The sequence below is a fragment of the Martinezella lusitana genome, assembly GCF_010668395.1.
GTDB lineage: Bacteria > Pseudomonadota > Alphaproteobacteria > Rhizobiales > Rhizobiaceae > Rhizobium > Rhizobium lusitanum_A.
Map to the genome: position 1 here is coordinate 1 of NZ_WUEY01000046.1, position 16,279 is coordinate 16,279.

General features: G+C 57.4%; 14 protein-coding genes and 1 pseudogene. 11 read left to right on the top strand and 4 right to left on the bottom strand.

Annotation, left to right across the window (positions count from 1 at the left end):
• Positions 1-194, top strand: a pseudogene (locus GR212_RS35990) (HoxN/HupN/NixA family nickel/cobalt transporter); the annotation flags it as partial.
• Positions 195-273: 79 nt separating this feature from the next.
• Here GR212_RS35990 and GR212_RS35995 read toward each other — a convergent pair.
• Positions 274-756 (bottom strand): MarR family winged helix-turn-helix transcriptional regulator, encoded by a 483-nt coding sequence (locus tag GR212_RS35995; protein WP_163994813.1) that lies wholly within the window; start codon positions 754-756, stop codon positions 274-276.
• A gap of 207 nt (positions 757-963) precedes the next feature.
• Between GR212_RS35995 and GR212_RS36000 the strand changes: the two genes are divergently transcribed.
• The gene (locus tag GR212_RS36000) at positions 964-1,860 is read left to right on the top strand and encodes an AraC family transcriptional regulator (protein ID WP_163994815.1); all 897 of its coding nucleotides are present in this window, start codon (positions 964-966) and stop codon (positions 1,858-1,860) included.
• A gap of 400 nt (positions 1,861-2,260) precedes the next feature.
• Here the strand turns inward: GR212_RS36000 and GR212_RS36005 are convergent, their stop codons facing one another.
• Positions 2,261-2,995, bottom strand: coding sequence for a Crp/Fnr family transcriptional regulator (locus tag GR212_RS36005; RefSeq protein ID WP_246726247.1), 735 nt, complete (start codon positions 2,993-2,995; stop codon positions 2,261-2,263).
• Positions 2,996-3,084: 89 nt separating this feature from the next.
• Between GR212_RS36005 and GR212_RS36010 the strand changes: the two genes are divergently transcribed.
• The 3 genes from GR212_RS36010 to GR212_RS36020 are packed head-to-tail and all read left to right on the top strand — an operon-like array spanning position 3,085 to position 6,647.
• Positions 3,085-4,119, top strand: a complete 1,035-nt coding sequence (locus tag GR212_RS36010; protein ID WP_246726249.1) for a SphA family protein — start codon at positions 3,085-3,087, stop codon at positions 4,117-4,119.
• Positions 4,120-4,152: 33 nt separating this feature from the next.
• Positions 4,153-5,184: a DUF1214 domain-containing protein gene (locus tag GR212_RS36015; RefSeq protein ID WP_163994817.1), complete on the top strand. Its 1,032-nt coding sequence runs from the start codon at positions 4,153-4,155 to the stop codon at positions 5,182-5,184.
• A gap of 56 nt (positions 5,185-5,240) precedes the next feature.
• Complete coding sequence (locus tag GR212_RS36020) at positions 5,241-6,647, top strand: DUF1254 domain-containing protein (RefSeq protein ID WP_246726251.1); 1,407 nt, start codon at positions 5,241-5,243, stop codon at positions 6,645-6,647.
• Positions 6,648-7,040: 393 nt separating this feature from the next.
• Here the strand turns inward: GR212_RS36020 and GR212_RS36025 are convergent, their stop codons facing one another.
• On the bottom strand, positions 7,041-8,228 hold the full coding sequence (locus GR212_RS36025) for a serine hydrolase domain-containing protein (protein WP_163994819.1): 1,188 nt from the start codon (positions 8,226-8,228) through the stop codon (positions 7,041-7,043).
• Between the two features lie 54 nt (positions 8,229-8,282).
• The gene (locus GR212_RS36030) at positions 8,283-9,488 is read right to left on the bottom strand and encodes an ester cyclase (RefSeq protein WP_163994821.1); all 1,206 of its coding nucleotides are present in this window, start codon (positions 9,486-9,488) and stop codon (positions 8,283-8,285) included.
• Between the two features lie 215 nt (positions 9,489-9,703).
• Between GR212_RS36030 and GR212_RS36035 the strand changes: the two genes are divergently transcribed.
• The 6 genes from GR212_RS36035 (at position 9,704) to GR212_RS36060 (ending at position 16,135) form a co-directional block, all read left to right on the top strand.
• On the top strand, positions 9,704-10,723 hold the full coding sequence (locus GR212_RS36035; protein WP_348643602.1) for a LacI family DNA-binding transcriptional regulator: 1,020 nt from the start codon (positions 9,704-9,706) through the stop codon (positions 10,721-10,723).
• 93 nt (positions 10,724-10,816) lie between these two features.
• Positions 10,817-12,145 carry an ABC transporter substrate-binding protein gene (locus GR212_RS36040; protein WP_204326919.1) on the top strand — a complete coding sequence of 443 codons (1,329 nt, stop codon included), beginning with the start codon at positions 10,817-10,819 and terminating at the stop codon, positions 12,143-12,145.
• A gap of 99 nt (positions 12,146-12,244) precedes the next feature.
• On the top strand, positions 12,245-13,117 hold the full coding sequence (locus tag GR212_RS36045) for a carbohydrate ABC transporter permease (protein ID WP_163994825.1): 873 nt from the start codon (positions 12,245-12,247) through the stop codon (positions 13,115-13,117).
• 1 nt (position 13,118) lies between these two features.
• Entirely contained in the window at positions 13,119-13,946 is an 828-nt protein-coding gene (locus tag GR212_RS36050) for a carbohydrate ABC transporter permease (RefSeq protein WP_163994827.1), read from the top strand.
• 8 nt (positions 13,947-13,954) lie between these two features.
• Positions 13,955-15,049 (top strand): ester cyclase, encoded by a 1,095-nt coding sequence (locus GR212_RS36055; protein WP_163994829.1) that lies wholly within the window; start codon positions 13,955-13,957, stop codon positions 15,047-15,049.
• A gap of 3 nt (positions 15,050-15,052) precedes the next feature.
• Complete coding sequence (locus GR212_RS36060) at positions 15,053-16,135, top strand: ABC transporter ATP-binding protein (RefSeq protein WP_163994831.1); 1,083 nt, start codon at positions 15,053-15,055, stop codon at positions 16,133-16,135.
• Positions 16,136-16,279 lie beyond the last annotated feature (144 nt).

Below are 16,279 nucleotides of genomic sequence, written 5' to 3' on the forward strand. Positions count from 1 at the left end.
CGCTCGGACTGATCTCCGACAAGCTCGGCCTCGAGGGCGGCTTCTGGAGCTTCATCGGCGAGATGAACGACAATCTCGCCAATTTCGGCTTCGCAGTCGTCGGCATCTTCCTCATGAGCTGGCTGATCTCGGCTGTCGTATACAGGATCAACGATTACGACAACCTGCCGGCCAAGGCGGGGCAGGGGCTATAGAAATCGTACTTTCCGGTTTGTCGGCCTTATCCGAAGCCGCGCCTGTGTGAACGCGTCTACAGCGTCAACGGGGAAACGGTCAGCTTTCCATTTCGGCATTCTCGATCAAGCTTCTGCGCATTCCCAATATCTGCTGCTTTAACTGGAGTAACGCGTTCGGTGAAAGACCGGTGGCGCCATCGACGCATGCAGGGTAATCACGGGCCTTTATGCGGATGGCGTTGCCTTCCTCCGTCAGGCGAACACGCACCAGACGCTCATCGACGGGATCGCGATTACGCACGATATAGCCCATGCCTTGCAGGCGTTTTAAAAGCGGCGTTATCGTGCTCGATTCCAGAAACAACAGATCGCAGAGCGCGCCAACGGTCTGGTCGTCTTCCGCCCATAGCGCGACCATGACGATATATTGCGGATAGGTCAGGCCAAGAGCCTTCAATAGCGGCTTGTAAACCCGACTGAAGGCATGGCCGGCGGAATAGATCGCGAAGCAGACAAAATCGTCCGGCCGCAGCACGTTTTCACTTTCATTGCCTCGATTGGCCACGGTGTCGTCTCCCATTGCGATATCCATCGAGCTTCCCGACAAATATAGATATCACGCGATTGAATCGCAAGCGCTTGACATCGCTTTCGAATGGTCTATTTTCAGTATCACGCGATTGAATCGCATAATAATTTAATTGGTGTCGCCGGCTCGAATGGCAGGTGCGGAAGCCAGGCTTTCGCGCGATGTGGAAGCTTGCGCTCAGAATCGAGGAATAGTCCCATGGAACTGCAGGCGCATGGTCCAAGGAAATATCCACATGCGGAGTTGAAGTTGTCTTCCGCCGGCCAGGGCTGGTCTGAACTCTCGGCCGAGCTCCGCTCCCATCCGGTGAGCGACATGCCCGGCCTTGTACCGCAGTATATGGAGATTTCGATCGCGGTCTGTGGACGCGACGACGGCTGGGTTTTGCGATCGGGGGCTGGCGAGAGGCAAAAGACACGCCCGTTGCCAGGCACGATCTGGTTGTCGCCGATCGGAATCGGCGACAACGACATCAGCGTGACAGCTCCGTTATCGAACATCCTGCATCTCTATCTGCCGGCCCGCCGCTTCAGCCTCTTGGCGGAGGACTATAATCTGCCACCGGAACCAGCACATTCCATCCACTATCTGGCGGGCCTCCAGGACGAACTTGTCCACCAGATCGGCCTCAGCGTCATCGAAGAATTGCGAAACGAAACGGCCTCGGGACGCATGCTGGTGGAAACCTGCTCGCTCATGCTGGCGGCACGGCTTGCGCACAATTACGGCGATGGCTGGAGCATCAAATATCCCCAGACAACGGTGCGCCGGCTCGACGACGTTCGCTTGCGTCGGATCAGGGACTATATCGCCGCCCATCTTGAAGAGGATATATCGGTCGCCGACCTGGCGAGCGTAGCCAATCTCAGCCTGTTCCATTTCACCCGGCTCTTCACCGCTTCCTTCGGTGCTCCCCCGCATCGCTATGTGGCTCAACAGCGTCTCGAAAGATCGATGGTCTTGCTTGCGGAAAGCCAGATGGCACTCAGCGACATTGCTCTCAGCAGTTGCTTTTCGTCCCAGACAAGCTTCAGCCGGGCCTTTCGCCGCGCAACGGGCATGACGCCAGGGCAATACCGCAAGCTGTTTCGATAAGCCCTCATAGCAACAATTTGACGAGTGGAGCATGTGGCGGGCAAGTTGGACTTTTGTTGCCGCAAACTAAAAGCGTCTTTTTCTACCGAGGCTGAGGGTACAAAGCCGGCACCTTGTGAAGAAAGTTGGGTGAGACGAAGCGGTGCAGGTCCGGCGACCAACTGAATCTTCAAATCCTCCGCAGCGATGGATCGGCGCTCAAACGGGAAATTAATCCCGAAAAGATACTCCTGATCAAACAAGGACGGTGAACCGCGCCGCAGCCGCCATATGACGTCGTCAGCACGGCCTGTTGAACGTCGCCGGATGGAAATTGAAATAAGCTGCAATTGTTTGCAGCTGAGATTGCCCGTGAATGCGCGAGGGGAGAGCCGGTTAAACGTTGCTCTCATGACAATAGCTATTCGGCTAGAAATTGATCCAGAGCTTTTTGATCGACGATCTTTATCGATCGATATCCGACTTCAGCAATGCCAAGCTTGCTGAAACGCTGAAGAGTTGCATTCACCTGCTTGCGTGATGCATTCGCGAGTATGCCAATATCGGTTTGAGAGAGAGGGATGTTATGCACTCCGATTGGAGCCATGCGTCTGAGTGTGACAGCTATTCGACGATCCGCATCGGGTATTTGCAGGCCATGAACGATCCCAATCAGAACATCGACGGTCATCATTAGAATCTGGCTGAAATTGCGAATTACAGTCGGATCTTCGCCGACCATCTGATCCATTTGATCCAGCGGCAGATGAAACATCAATATATTCGTCAAAGCTCTCAGTTCGATCCGTCTCGGCTGCCTTGTCAGGAAGGAACCCTCGCCTGTCCAACCGCCGGGAGCTCCGATGTGCACCAGCCTGGGTGTTTCGGTTGGTGGTGCGCTGTTGATGCTCGCGATGCCGCTGACGAGGCCGTAAATGCCACCGACGTCATCGCCGAAGTGATAAACGACCTCGCCAGCCGCAAAATTCAGCAGGATAGAACGGCGTAGCACTTCTTTTTGAAAGGGTTCCGGCTGCCGCGATAGCCAGCCGTTCTGTTGCATAATAGCAGCAGCTTCGTTTTTTCCGGTTGTAGAGCCCCGTCCCACTCGCATCCCATGACCAATTCTTGAAGAGGATTGTCCCTTTTCGGACATTCTTTTTATTTTGCATAGCTAAAAAATTGAAAGCGCCAGGGAAAAGGCGCGGATCTGGGGTTTGACATTTTGTAGGGGGCAGATCGTACATGAAACGTCCATTCGTTTCCGCCGAAGGAAATTCCTCGCAAGCAGCGCGCGGGAAGATGCGTCGAATTTTCACTCACTCTGTCGTTCTCAGCGCTCTAGCCGTCACCTTGTCAGTGGCTCCGCAGCGGGCTGAGGCCGCCGAAAGCGGAACAGGCGTTTATCTTTTAGGTATGAAAGGGCCGGGTTCGGCAATTACGCCCCCGGAAGGCTTTTACTATCAGAACGATCTCTACTTTTATAATGGCAGCCTAGGGGGTGGCCGTGCGTTCCCGACGGGAGGACAGCTGGTCGGTAATATCGATGGCAAGGCAGTCGTGAACCTTTCCACTTTTCTCTGGTCCACCCCATGGGAAATCGGCGGCGGCAGCCTCAATTTTAGTGCTGTTGTACCGGTTGGCCGGAAAGGGGTCGATGCAGGCGTGACATTTAGCGGTCCGCGGCTTGGCAGTATCGGAGGGGCACGCTCCGACGCGACGACGACAATTGGCGACCCGACATTTGGTTCTTCGCTGGGCTGGTCTGCCGGAAATTTCCATTGGCAAGTTGGAACTTCGGTAAATGTGCCGGTCGGAGACTATCATCCCGGTGCGCTGGCAAATCTGGCCTTTCATCGGTGGGGCGTGGATGTGGGGACCAGCGGCACATGGTTCGATCCTTCAACCGGGCTCGATATATCGGGAACGGTGGGCCTGACCTTCAACGGCAAGAACCCGGATACCGACTACCGCACAGGAACCGAATTTCACGGCGAATGGTCCGTGTCCCAATATCTCAACAAGCAGTTCTCCCTCGGCCTTATTGGATACTACTATCAACAGATCAGCGGAGACAGCGGCGAAGGGGCCGCGCTCGGCGATTTCAAGGGGCGTGTCGCATCGATTGGTGCCACCGCCGCGTATAACTTCAAGATCAACGAAACGCCGGTGACTGCGCGCCTGAAATTCTTCCACGAGTTCGCGGCTGAGAATCGGGCCGAGGGCAATTCGGTCTTCCTGACGATGACCGTTCCCCTATATGTCGCTGCAAAGGACTGAGGTGATCCGATGCCTATAAAGTTTTCTGGATATATGAAAGCGATCCTGGTTTCAGTATTCGTGGTTGCGGGCTGGGCGACAGCCGGAGGGCAGGCACTTGCAGAACCCGCGCCCGGTGCAGTCAAGGTAACGACCGACAATTTCATTCGGGCGGAGAGCGATGTCTATTTCAGTCGTATCGTCAAGGATAACGGGTTCGGCCGGTTCAATCCGACCCGCAATCTGCCCGATATCCATAGGCAGCTCATCATCCGGCTCAATCGCGATACCCTGTATTCTGCGGCTGTCGTCGATCTCGATGCGGGACCGGTGACGCTGAGCGTTCCAGACGCGGGCCAACGTTTTCTGTCCGTGCAGATCATCAATGAAGACCATTTCACGACGAGGCTGATTCACGAGCCGGGCGAATATGTCCTGACACGAGCAGAGGTCGGTACGCGTTATGCCATGCTCGGCGTGCGGATTCTCGTCAATCCTGACGAGCCGCGGGATCTCGATGCCGTGCATGATTTGCAGGACAGGCTGAGACTAACGCAAGCCGACAAGGGCAGGTTCGAGATACCCAACTGGGATATGGAATCGCTGAAGGCGGTTCGCCGGCATCTTGTCGCCCTCTCGGCGCTTCTACCCGATGCCCGCTCCATGTTCGGCAGCAAGGATGAGGTCGAGCCCGTTCGCCACCTGCTTGGCACGGCGTTCGGCTGGGGCGGCAATCCTGAAAAGGAAGCGACCTATCTCAACGTCAATCCGGCACGGGCCGACGGCAAAACCGTCTATCGGCTGACGGTTGGTGAAGTCCCGGTCGATGGCTTCTGGTCCATTAGCGTCTACAACGCCGAAGGCTTCTTTCAGGAAAACCCGCTTGGCCGCTATGCGATCAACAACATAACCGCAAAGAAGGATGCTTCCGGCAGCATCACGGTGCAGTTCGGCGGCTGCAAAAGGCAAACGGATAATTGTATCCCGACCATGCCGGGCTGGAACTATATGGTCCGGCTCTACCGTCCCCATCAAGCTATCCTGGATGGCTCGTGGAAATTCCCCGAGGCGCAGATCGTGAAGTGAATTCAATACGAAGGCCGAACAGCGCGCATCGCTCTATAGTCTAATCGGAGGACACGATGGAAATGAATCGTAGGGACGTCCTGAAATCCAGCGTAACCGCACTAATATCGCTACCGCTTCTCGCTGCTCCGGCAGACGCAGCAAACAAGGTCTCGGCATCCGATCATCAGCGTATCCGGGAACTGGCCCGTCAAGCCTATATCTATGCCCTGCCGATGGTCGAGAACTACTATACGATCTATCAATACGCGATCGACAAGGGAAACCCTCAATACAAGGCACCCTTCAATCAGTTCGGCAATGTCAGCCGCGTCTTCACGCCCGACGATACAAGTATCGTGACCCCCAATTCCGATACGCCCTATTCTTTCCTCATGGTCGACCTGCGTGCTGAGCCGCTGGTCGTGACTTTGCCGGCGATAGAGGAAAATCGCTACTATTCGATGCAGCTCGTCGATCTCTATACGCATAATCTGGATTTTCTGGGTACACGGAAAGACGGTAACGGCGGCGGCAAGTTCCTGTTGGCAGGGCCGGACTGGCAGGGCGAAGTCCCGGCAGGCATCAAGCGGATGATCCGCTTCCCGACGCAGTTCGGCTTCGCGCTGATCCGAACGCAGTTGTTCAATCCCGACGACATTGAAAATGTGAAGACGATTCAGGAGCAGTACCACGCCGAACCGCTGAGCCGATATCTGGGTGTGGCCGCGCCAGCCGCCGCTCCGGAAATCCACTGGCCGGTCATCGACCGAGAAAGCGCGGAAAAGGACTTCTGGTCCTATGTGCCTTTCCTGTTCCGCCTTGCGCCGCCGCTCAAATGGGAGATGGATCTACGCAAACAATTCGAGACGATCGGCCTTGCTGCAGGAGATAAATGGCCGACCAGGACGCTTTCTCCACGGGTTCGCGAGATCATCAGGAAGACGGGACAGGAAACGCGCGCCGAAATCGACGAAGGCGTGAGAAGATTGACGACTTCGATCGGGTTGTTCGGCACGCCCGACAAGATGCGCGACAAATACTGGGAGCGCGCACTTGGCGCCAAGGGCGGCATTTATGGCAACGATGTGGAAGAAACGGTCTATCCCATCATTCCCTTCGACAACAAAGGCGAAAGGCTGGACGCCTCCCGGCACAATTACATCATGCGCTTTGTCGACGGCAAATTCCCTCCCGTGGACGCCTTCTGGTCGTTGACCGTATATGACGGGCCAACCAAGCTTCTGGTACACAATCCGATCGGCCGCTATCTGATAAATTCAACGATGGAGAAGCAGCTCCAGAAGAACGCTGACGGCGATATCATATTGTACATTCAGAAGGAGTCGCCCGGCACGGACCTGGAAAGCAACTGGCTGCCAGCTGCAAACGGGCCGATCAATCTCGTTATGCGTCTCTATCTTCCCCGCAAGGAAGTGCTGACGGGGGAATGGATTCGGCCGGATGTAGAACAAAACGGATAGTCACTGCCAATCGTCGGGAATTGCCGTTGAATCGGGTTAAGCAATTCTGCACGTCATTATTGGAGCGTCATCGCTCGAGATGGTGACGCTGGGTCTGCCCGGATGTGATTTTGAGTACACGCATGAGACGGCACTACGATTGAAGATCGTTGCTCAAGAGCGTGGTGCGCTGCGCACCGAAGCGACGGAGCATATTCACGCCGGGGAAGATCGTACTCACCACCCTCCTGATGTTGACGGCGTGCGGCCACCATGCCGAACAGACGAACGCCAGGGTGCGGCGCTATGGCGGCGGAACGTGCTCCATGGCGAGGCCGTCGCCTGATGGATATTCTACTCACTTCGTCGTTCGCACCATAAGCTACTGATATCATTTCTTGAGTAGCGTCGGGTTCAGCCACGATAGACCGCGTCTCGTAGGGCCGATGCGAAAGTGCCGCTTGTGCCCTCGAACGCAGTGTTGGTCAGCGCGACCACCACAAGTTTCTCCTGCGGGTCCACAAAGAAATTATGGCCATAGGCGCCACCCCATTGAAACGTGCCGGGTCGTTGCGGCGTGTCGGCGGTAGCCCTTGAGAGCACGGCCCAGCCGTAGCCGAACCCCCAGCCCGCCCCCTGGCTCTCGATACCGGCGCCGACTTGGTTTTGTGTCATCGTCCTGACAGTTTCGGATCGCAGTATCGGTGTTCCTCCGCTCCGAATTGCCTCAAGAAACCGCATTGTATCGTGCGCCGTGCCGATCATACCTGCGCCCCCGGAAGCATAGGCCCTGGTCGAATAGGCACGCGACGGCGAGAACCGCACCGTCCCGTCTACATCTTTCGCATAGTTCGCAATGCGGGCGTTTGGGCCGCCCAAAGCGGCGATCTGGCTCTTGGTCAGAACGAGTTTCGTGCCGTCGCGCATGCGAGTGGGCTGGGGTTCGCCGTCGGCGTAAGGAGTTACGAGTGTCTCGCCGGGAGCGGCCATGAAACGGGTTTGAGACATCCCCAGTGGCCGGGTGACGAGATTCGAAACGATGTTGGATAAGGCATCGCCTGTCACCCGGGTGAGCACTGCGCCGAGTACATCGATTCCAAGCGAGTACCGCCATGACGTACCTGGCGTAAAAGCCAAAGGAAGGGCGGCAAGGCGGGCCATGTTTTCTTCGAGTGTCAGATCCAGCCCGTCAAGCCCGTCCGACAGGCCGGCGGTTTGGTAGGGGCTATCGCGTGGTTCCAGATAGGTATGCGACAGGCCGCTCGTGTGCGTCATGAGTTGACGGATGGTTATCTCAGGACGAGTGCCCGCGGGACCTGACGGCCGGAATTCCGGTAACCAGAAGCTTACATTGTCATACAGGCTGAGAGCGCCATCCTCGACCAGACGCATCGCGGCCGCCGAGACGATGGATTTCGAGACGGAAGCAAGTCGGAAAACGCAATCTTCCCGCATCGGCGTACCGGCCTCGCGATCTGCAAAACCGGCGGAGCGCTGATAGACGAGCTTGCCGTCATGGCTGACGAGAACGACAGCACCGACGATCTTATTTGCCTCGATCGCGCCTTCGATGACGTCGTCCAGAGCGGTAAGCGATAGCATTGCAGGCTCCGATACAGGGCCGGCTCGCACTGATGCGAGCCGGATCGATGATACCTAGGAGAAAAGCTGGGTGAGAACGCCAAACTCGTTGAAGACGGTCCATTCCTTCTGGATCCTCCCCCTGTCTACCGCCCACTGACTGATACCCCAGAGATTGACCTGCTTGCCCGTCGGCTCTCCGTAGGGGCCAAACCCGCGATGGGTGCCGATCGCGCTCCAGCGGATGGAAACGATATAGCCTTCCCTGGCATTGCCCATCCAATAGATGTCGTCGACATTCATGGCGAGATCCGGGAACATCGCGACGATCGAAAGCATGAAGGACCGGATCTGGCCGGCACCGCGGTAGACGCGGCCAGTGGATCCCTGCATGACGACGTTCGGTCCGTAGATGTTGTCGATGGCGCCGAAATTGCGACGATTCCAGACTGTATGGAAGGCGGCTCTGACGAAGCCTTCGATGTCGTCCTCTGCGGCTGGCAAGCTGATCTCGGCGGGCTTGCCCTGACCGTTCAGCCGCTTCGGCTCGCCGGCGAGGAAATTGGCAGGAAGCGCCGCACCTGCCTTGGTTGCTGCAAACCGCTTGGCGGTTTCTATGACGTCGATGCCAAGCTGCTGAAGCAGGCCGGCCGTGTCGTAGATGACGTGCTCATGAAAGATCTCATTCGCACGCGCCACGCAGTTGGCGATACACCAGAGCTGCACGCGCTTGCCCGTCGGCGGCCCGAAGCGGCTATAGCCAGTGTTCGTCCCAAGGATCTTCGTGCGGTGGGACGTGTGGAAGCCTATGTCCTCGTTTCCTGCCCATACCACCTCGTCCGCGACGAGTCTGATGTCGGGGAAGGCATTGTTGGTATGAACCGTATCCGCGACAATCTTGTCACGTCCGTATTGAAGTCCGAGATCGTCCCAGACCGTGCAGTCATGGCTGTAGGTATCGTAGATATAGCCGATATCCTTCTCTTCCCATATGCGATGGGTGATCCGGACGATGTAGTCGACGATGTTGACATAGGTGGGATCGAAATCCCGCATTGGCTGTGAGGCGAGGCCCTGCGGTGCCTTGCCGATGAAGTTGTCAGTCCCGCCGCGACGATAGGCATCGAGCGAGATCGAGAAGTCTTTGGGCATGTGCTCTCGGGAGAGAGCCTCGAACTGAACGCGTGGCGATTCCACGGAGCGTTCGGATGATGAACTGGATTTCGCTTTGCCGCCGGCAACTGCTTCCGCAGCTGGACGATCCTGAGTTGTTGCTGACATATATGCACCTCCATTCGCATACGTATGCTATCATGACTTCCAACTTTGGCAATGCCGGCCCATGAATTCTTTTCATGGGCGAAACGCAAGCCGGCGGCCGGTGTGCGGATGCGATCCGGAGAGGCGGTCGAAGACTGAGGCTTGCATAAATGGCCCGACGAGCCCTATGGCTTGCAAGTTCTTGCGAGGAATCGATGGATATGAAGAAAAAGCGAGTGACATCAACCGACGTTGCCCGGAAGGCCGGGGTGTCGCAATCGGCCGTCAGTCGCACGTTTTCGCCCTGGCCGACGCAATCCGGCGTGTCTGCCGAGATCAGGGAAAAGGTTCTGCGCGCAGCCAAGGAACTAGGCTATCAGCCGAATGCGATTGCGAGATCGCTCATAACCCAGCGATCCAGAATGGTCGGCGTGTTGTTCAGCTATCTCGACAACCCGTTCTATGCGCGAGCGCTGGAACTCCTGTGTCACGGTCTTCAGGCACGAGGCTATCATGCGCTCGTCTTCATGATGTCCAATACGCTGCAGGATACGGATTCTACCGTCTCCGATATTCTCCAATATCAGGTCGACGGGCTCCTGACGGCCTCGGTCGAACTTTCCTCGAAGATTTGCATCGAGTGCGCCGAACGCGGGATTCCGGTCGTTATGTTCAATCGGACGCAGGATGATCCCACTTTATCGGCGGTGACGACCGACAATGTCGGCGGCGGAAGACTTGCGGCCAAGGCCCTTCTCGACGCCGGATGTGAACGGATTGCGATCCTTGCGGGTTGGGATGGCGCCTCGACGAGCCGGGATCGCGAATTCGGCTTTCGCGCCGAACTCAATACACGCGGCATCGAGCTTTTCGAGCGAGCAAACGGCAATTTCAATCTGGAAGACACAACGCAGGCCGTGAGGCGGCTTTTCAAGGACAAATTGCCGGCAGAGAGGCCTGACGCGCTCTTTGTGGTCAATGACTACATGGCGATACGGGCGATGGACGTGATTCGCAATGAAGCGGGTCTACGCATCCCGGAAGATGTAAGTGTCGTCGGCTTCGACGATATCACGACGGCCGCCCAGCCGACCTACGCTCTCACCACGGTGCGTCAGCCGATCAACCGGATGGTGGAGGCGAGCCTGCGGATGCTTTTCGAGCAGATCGAAGATCCATCCGCACAGCCAGAGCATATGATGCTCGGCGCCCAACTTGTGGAACGTGGTTCGGTCGGCTCCAAATTCACCTCCTGAGTTTTTTATTTTCACTCTATTGCATTCGTATGCAATCGAGTTATTCTGCATACGAATGCGAGCGCGTTCCAATTCTTCAGAGGGAGTATAAAAATGATCACGAGAAGGCAAATTCTGCAGCTTGGTGCTGCATCTGCTGCTGCAATGACATTTGGAATGCCCAAGGGCGCATCCGCGCAGATCCGCCCCGGAAAGCCGTTTGCAGGTTCGACCATCAACGTTCTTCTGCCGCATGCCTCCCAATTCCGTGCCCACGAAAAGCGCTTTGCCGAATTGGAGGAGATGACCGGCATCAAGGCCGTCTACAATTACATACCGTATGCGCAGGTCCGCGACAAAATCGCCGCCGAAGCCGTTGCCGGCAGTTCGACCTACGATGTGGTCTGTTATCAGGACGACTGGGGCCCGTCGCTTTCGCTTTATCTTCAGCCGATCGACGATTGGCTAGCCCGCGACGGCGTCGACATAAACAGCTACCCTCAAGCTTACAAACTCGGCAGCGAAATTGACGGCAAGGTCTTCGGTCTGCCGATCCGCGGTCATCCCCAAATGCTGTTCTATCGCAAGGATCTGCTCGCGCAGGCCGGCGTTGCGCCGCCGACGACGTGGGATGAGCTCGTGATCACAGCGAAGGCCGTGCAGTCCAAATCGGATATTTCCGGCGTCGCCATGTATTACGGAAAGGGAAACGGGCAACAGAACCTGTTTCTCTGGCTGAATTATCTCTGGGGGAAGGGAGGCGATCTGTTCACGCCGGATTTCACCGAGACGCGGTTCACGGAGCCTGCTGCCGTCGAAGCGACCCAGATGTACCTCGATCTTCTGTTGAAGCACAAAGTGGCGGCGCCTGGCTCGGTGCAGTTCGCCGAGGACGACGCCGTCAATTCTGTAGCCCAGGGCAAGTCCGCGATGGTCATGGTCTGGTGGTGGGTCTATTCCGTGCTCACGGGCGACAAGTCCACCTTGAAGGCCGATCAGGTTGGCTTCGCGCCCATGCCGAAGTTTGCCGACAGCAAGCCGGTTTCGTACGCGCTTTCGCTGCCCTTCGCCATCAGCGGCCTATCCAAGCAGAAAGATGCAGCCTGGGAGTTCATGAAGTGGGTTTCGAGGCCGGAACTGGAGCAGGCGTGTGCGATTGATAAATCGGACCCCGACACCTCTGATATCGTTGTCACCCACACGGCAAGCTTCCTCGATCAGAAGGTCAACGATGCAAACTTCGGCCTGCATCGGGTGGCAGCCAAGAGTCTTGAAGGCTCCCGCATCATGCCGCAGCTAAAGGAATGGCCGCAGATAGGCACGACACTCGAGAACACGATTTCGGATCTGGCGACAGGGGCAAAGCCCGTCAAGGACGGGCTCGATGAAGCCGCGCGCGACATCGATCGTATTCTGCGCCGCGCCGGCTACCGCAAGGGCTGAGCCTGATCCGCCTTTTCGCCTGCGGCAGCCGAAATTCCGTTGCTGCCGCAGGGAGGAAGAAAAGCCGGACCGACCGAACCTCGAAGAGGAGCCGTTTACTTGGCGGACAAACATCTCAAATACTGGCTTGTGGCTCCGGCTCTGGCCATCATGGCGCTGACGCTCCTGTATCCGCTGGTTGCAGGGTTCTGGTATTCGCTGCATAGCTGGAATATCGCGCAACAGGCGACGCTGGGGCCTTATGTGGGCCTGGACAACTACCGGCTCGTTCTGACCGACGATCCCGATTTTTGGGGTAGCGTGCGCGTGACGGGCATATTCACCCTGTTTTCCGTCGTCATCACGATGGTGCTGGCAATGTCGCTGGCGCTGCTACTATCGGGTAACGACGGTCTCACCGTCAACGTCCGCACGCTGCTGGTGCTGCCGTTCTCCATGTCGCCAGCGCTTCTCGGCATATCCTGGCGCTTTCTGCTCAATCCCGAATTCGGGGCAATTTCGGCGGGGCTTGGAGCGATCATTCCCGCGCTGAAAGGTGTGCCCATGTTGGCTGATCCGACGCTTGCAATGGCGGCGCTGATCGCATCGGACGTGTGGCACTGGTCGCCCTATTTCATGTTGCTGTTCGTGGGTGCACTCGCGGCCTTGCCGCAGGAGACGATCGAGGCGGCCCAGGTCGATGGCGCTTCCCGGTTTCGGGTATTTTGGGAAATTACGTTGCCCCAGCTTCGTCCCGTATTGACGATCGCGATCCTGCTCAAGGCGATTTTCTCGCTCAAGGTACTCGATCAGGTCGTTACCCTGACCGCGGGCGGGCCGGGTACGGCTACCGAGACGCTTGCACATTTCGTCTATCTCACGGCCTTCAGATTCTATGATCTCGGTTATTCCGCCGCGATTGCCTATTTGCTGGCGGCAGTCATGGGTGTGCTCGCCGTTCTCTACACACGGTTCGTCATGGAGCGCGCGTGATATGAGCTTTCGATTCCAAAACATGCTTGCCAAGGCGGCACGCTACGTCGCTCTTGCCGTTGTTGTCCTGATTTTCTTCGGCCCCATTGCCTGGATCCTGGCGACAGCCTTCAAGCGCGCGCCGGATGTCTACTCGCTGAAGATCTTCTTCGCGCCGACCCTGCAGAATATTCGCGATGCGTTTGCCACGCCGTTCCTGGTCGGTGAGAGAACGTGGAACAGTATCGTCGTGACGTTTTTTACTCTGTTTTTCTCGCTGCCGATCGCGACCGCCGCGGCCTACGCATTCTCCCGCTTTCGCTTTCCAGGCGGCAGCGTCTGGCCTATCGGGGTTCTGGCAACCCAGTTCATCCCGCCGGTGGTCGTCATCATCCCGCTCTTCATCGTTTTCCGGCAAGTTAATCTGCTCGATACCAAGACTGCGCTGGTTATCGCCAACATGTCCTTTGTCGTGCCCTACGCGATCTGGATGATCAAGGGTTTCATCGACAGCATTCCGATGGACATGGAGGAAGCGGCTCAGATCGACGGTGCGTCCCGCCTGAGAGCGATCTGGGACGTCGTCGTACCCGTTGCTCTTCCTGGCATCGCAACGGCGGCGATCTTCTGTTTCGTCGTATCCTGGAACGAGTTTTTCTATGCGCTCGTCCTGACGCAGCAAAAGGCGACAACGATCCAGGTCGGTCTAATGAGCGCCCGCACGGAGCGCGGTGACGTCTGGGAGATCATGGCCGCCATGGGTCTCGTCATCATCCTGCCGATGCTGGTCCTGTCCCGGTTCGTTCAAAAGTATTTCACCAAGGGCCTGATGTCAGGTTCGGTTAGATAGGATAGATCATGACTACGCCTGTATCTCCAAAGATAAGCCAGGTTCGTCACGTTCCCATCGCAAGGCTGCTCAAGCCGGTCGAACGCGGTTCGTTTCCGATGGACGGGTTCGATGACGAATTCGGCGATATCATCGACTACATCTTCAAGATCACGCATTGGATCTGGGCCGACAAGGCGGTCGGACAAATCTATGATTACTATGCGGAGACATGCACCGTCTATACGGGCTTCGACGTAACGCATTCGGTGGAGGATGTGGTCACCGGCACGCTTGCGATGATGCAGTCCTTTCCGGACCGTTCGATGGATTTCGTCAATGTCGCATGGAGCGGCGATCCGAAGGAAGGTTTCTACACCAGTCATCTCGGTTTCTCGCGGATGACAAATCTCGGGCCGTCGTCTTATGGTCCTTCCACCGGCCGGCCGTCGCGTTTCTTCACGGTTGCCGACTGCGTTTCCCGCGACAACCAGATTTTTCTCGAATGGCTGATCCGCGACAACGGCGCGGTCGTCCGGCAACTCGGCTTGGACATTCACGAACTCGCCAAGAAACTTGCGCAGAACGATACCCGGCAGGGGAAGAAACCCTGGTTCGCCGAGAAGCTGGCGAGCCTGCCGGTCACGCGCGGCAGCCGGCAGGCGGCGCCCCTTGCGCGTCCGACAAAGAGTATCGAGGATCGTCTGAGGCATATCCTGCACGATGCCTGGAACCGGCGCCTCCTGAATGTCCTCAGCGACTTCTACGATCCGGATGCCGTCGGGCACATCGCCGGCGGGCATGAAATCTCCGGCAGGGAAGCGCTGATCTATCATTATGTGCAGCTGCTCGCCGCCATACCGGATGCGGAATTCTCGTTCGACCATTACTGCGATGTCGTCGAAACGGATGGAGTGCTTGCCGCCGTTCGCTGGTCGATTATGGGGCATCACCATGGCGACGGTCTGTTCGGGCCTCCGAGCGGCAAGGCCGTCTATATACTTGGAATGTCTCACTTCCGCTTCGAGGGAGAGAAAGTGGTCGAGGAATGGACGCTCTACGACGAGCTTTCGATCCTGAGACAGATTTACGCCGAGCCTGCAGCGGCGAACGGGGAGGAATAGTCATTGGCATCCGTAACGCTGAAAAACGTAGCCAAGCGCTTCGGTCATTTTACCGCGCTTGAAGAACTGAATCTTTCGATCGGAGACGGGGAGTTTCTCGTCCTGCTCGGGCCGTCTGGTTGTGGCAAGACGACGACGATGCGCATGGTTGCCGGGCTCGAACATCCGTCCGGTGGGGAGATCAGGATCGGGGAGCGGCTGGTCAACGACATGCAGCCCAAGGATCGCGACGTTGCCATGGTCTTCCAGAACTATGGTCTTTATCCGCATATGAGCGTCGAGCAGAACATCGGTTATCCGCTGAAAGTCCGAGGGATCGGCAAGGTGGATCGCGCGGCCAAGGTGCGCATCGCCGCCGAGAAGGTGGAACTGGGGCCGCTTCTGGCGCGCAAGCCGCGGCAGCTCTCCGGTGGCCAGCGCCAGCGTGTCGCGCTGGCCAGAGTCATCGTGCGAACGCCACAGGTCTTCCTGATGGATGAGCCACTGTCCAACCTCGATGCCAAGCTTCGGGTGACCATGCGCGCTGAAATCAAGCATCTGCAGCACGAACTGGGAGTCACGACGATCTACGTGACGCACGACCAGATCGAGGCCATGACGCTCGCCGATCGCGTCGCGGTCATGAACCAGGGGCGCATTCAGCAGCTGGGTACGCCGGAAGAGATATATGACCGGCCGGCGAACCTCTTCGTTGCCGGTTTCATCGGTTCTCCGCCGATGAATCTGATCGATGGCAACGTGTCCGAAGGGCGTTTCAGGGCACCGGGCGTTTCCCTGTCCGCTCCTGATTTCCGAGGCTCCGGCGTCAGAGTTCTGGGGATCAGGCCGGAGGACATCGAGGTGGTCGATCCGCAAGGCGCGGAGATTGCCGGCAGCATTTATGCTGTCGAACTGACGGGCGAATCCAATCTGGTAACCGTCATGATCGGTACAAACCGCGTCATCGCCCGTGCTCCCCGCTCATGGCGAGGCAAGATCGGGGAAAAGGCCGGGCTGCGGCCGGAGAGTACCCGTCTGCATCTGTTCGATCGGGAAACCGGAATGCGTATCGAGCCCGACGGCGTTCGCCGGGTTGCTGGCAAGTGAATGAGGAAGGTGGAGAGATCATGACGGTTAGTTATCTGAAGGTTGGGAAGACTGCGACGGAGCGTGCGGAGGAGGATGCGAAGGTTCGCTCGATTGTCGAGGCGACGCTGAAGGAGATCGAGACGCGCGGGGACGCGGCTGTCC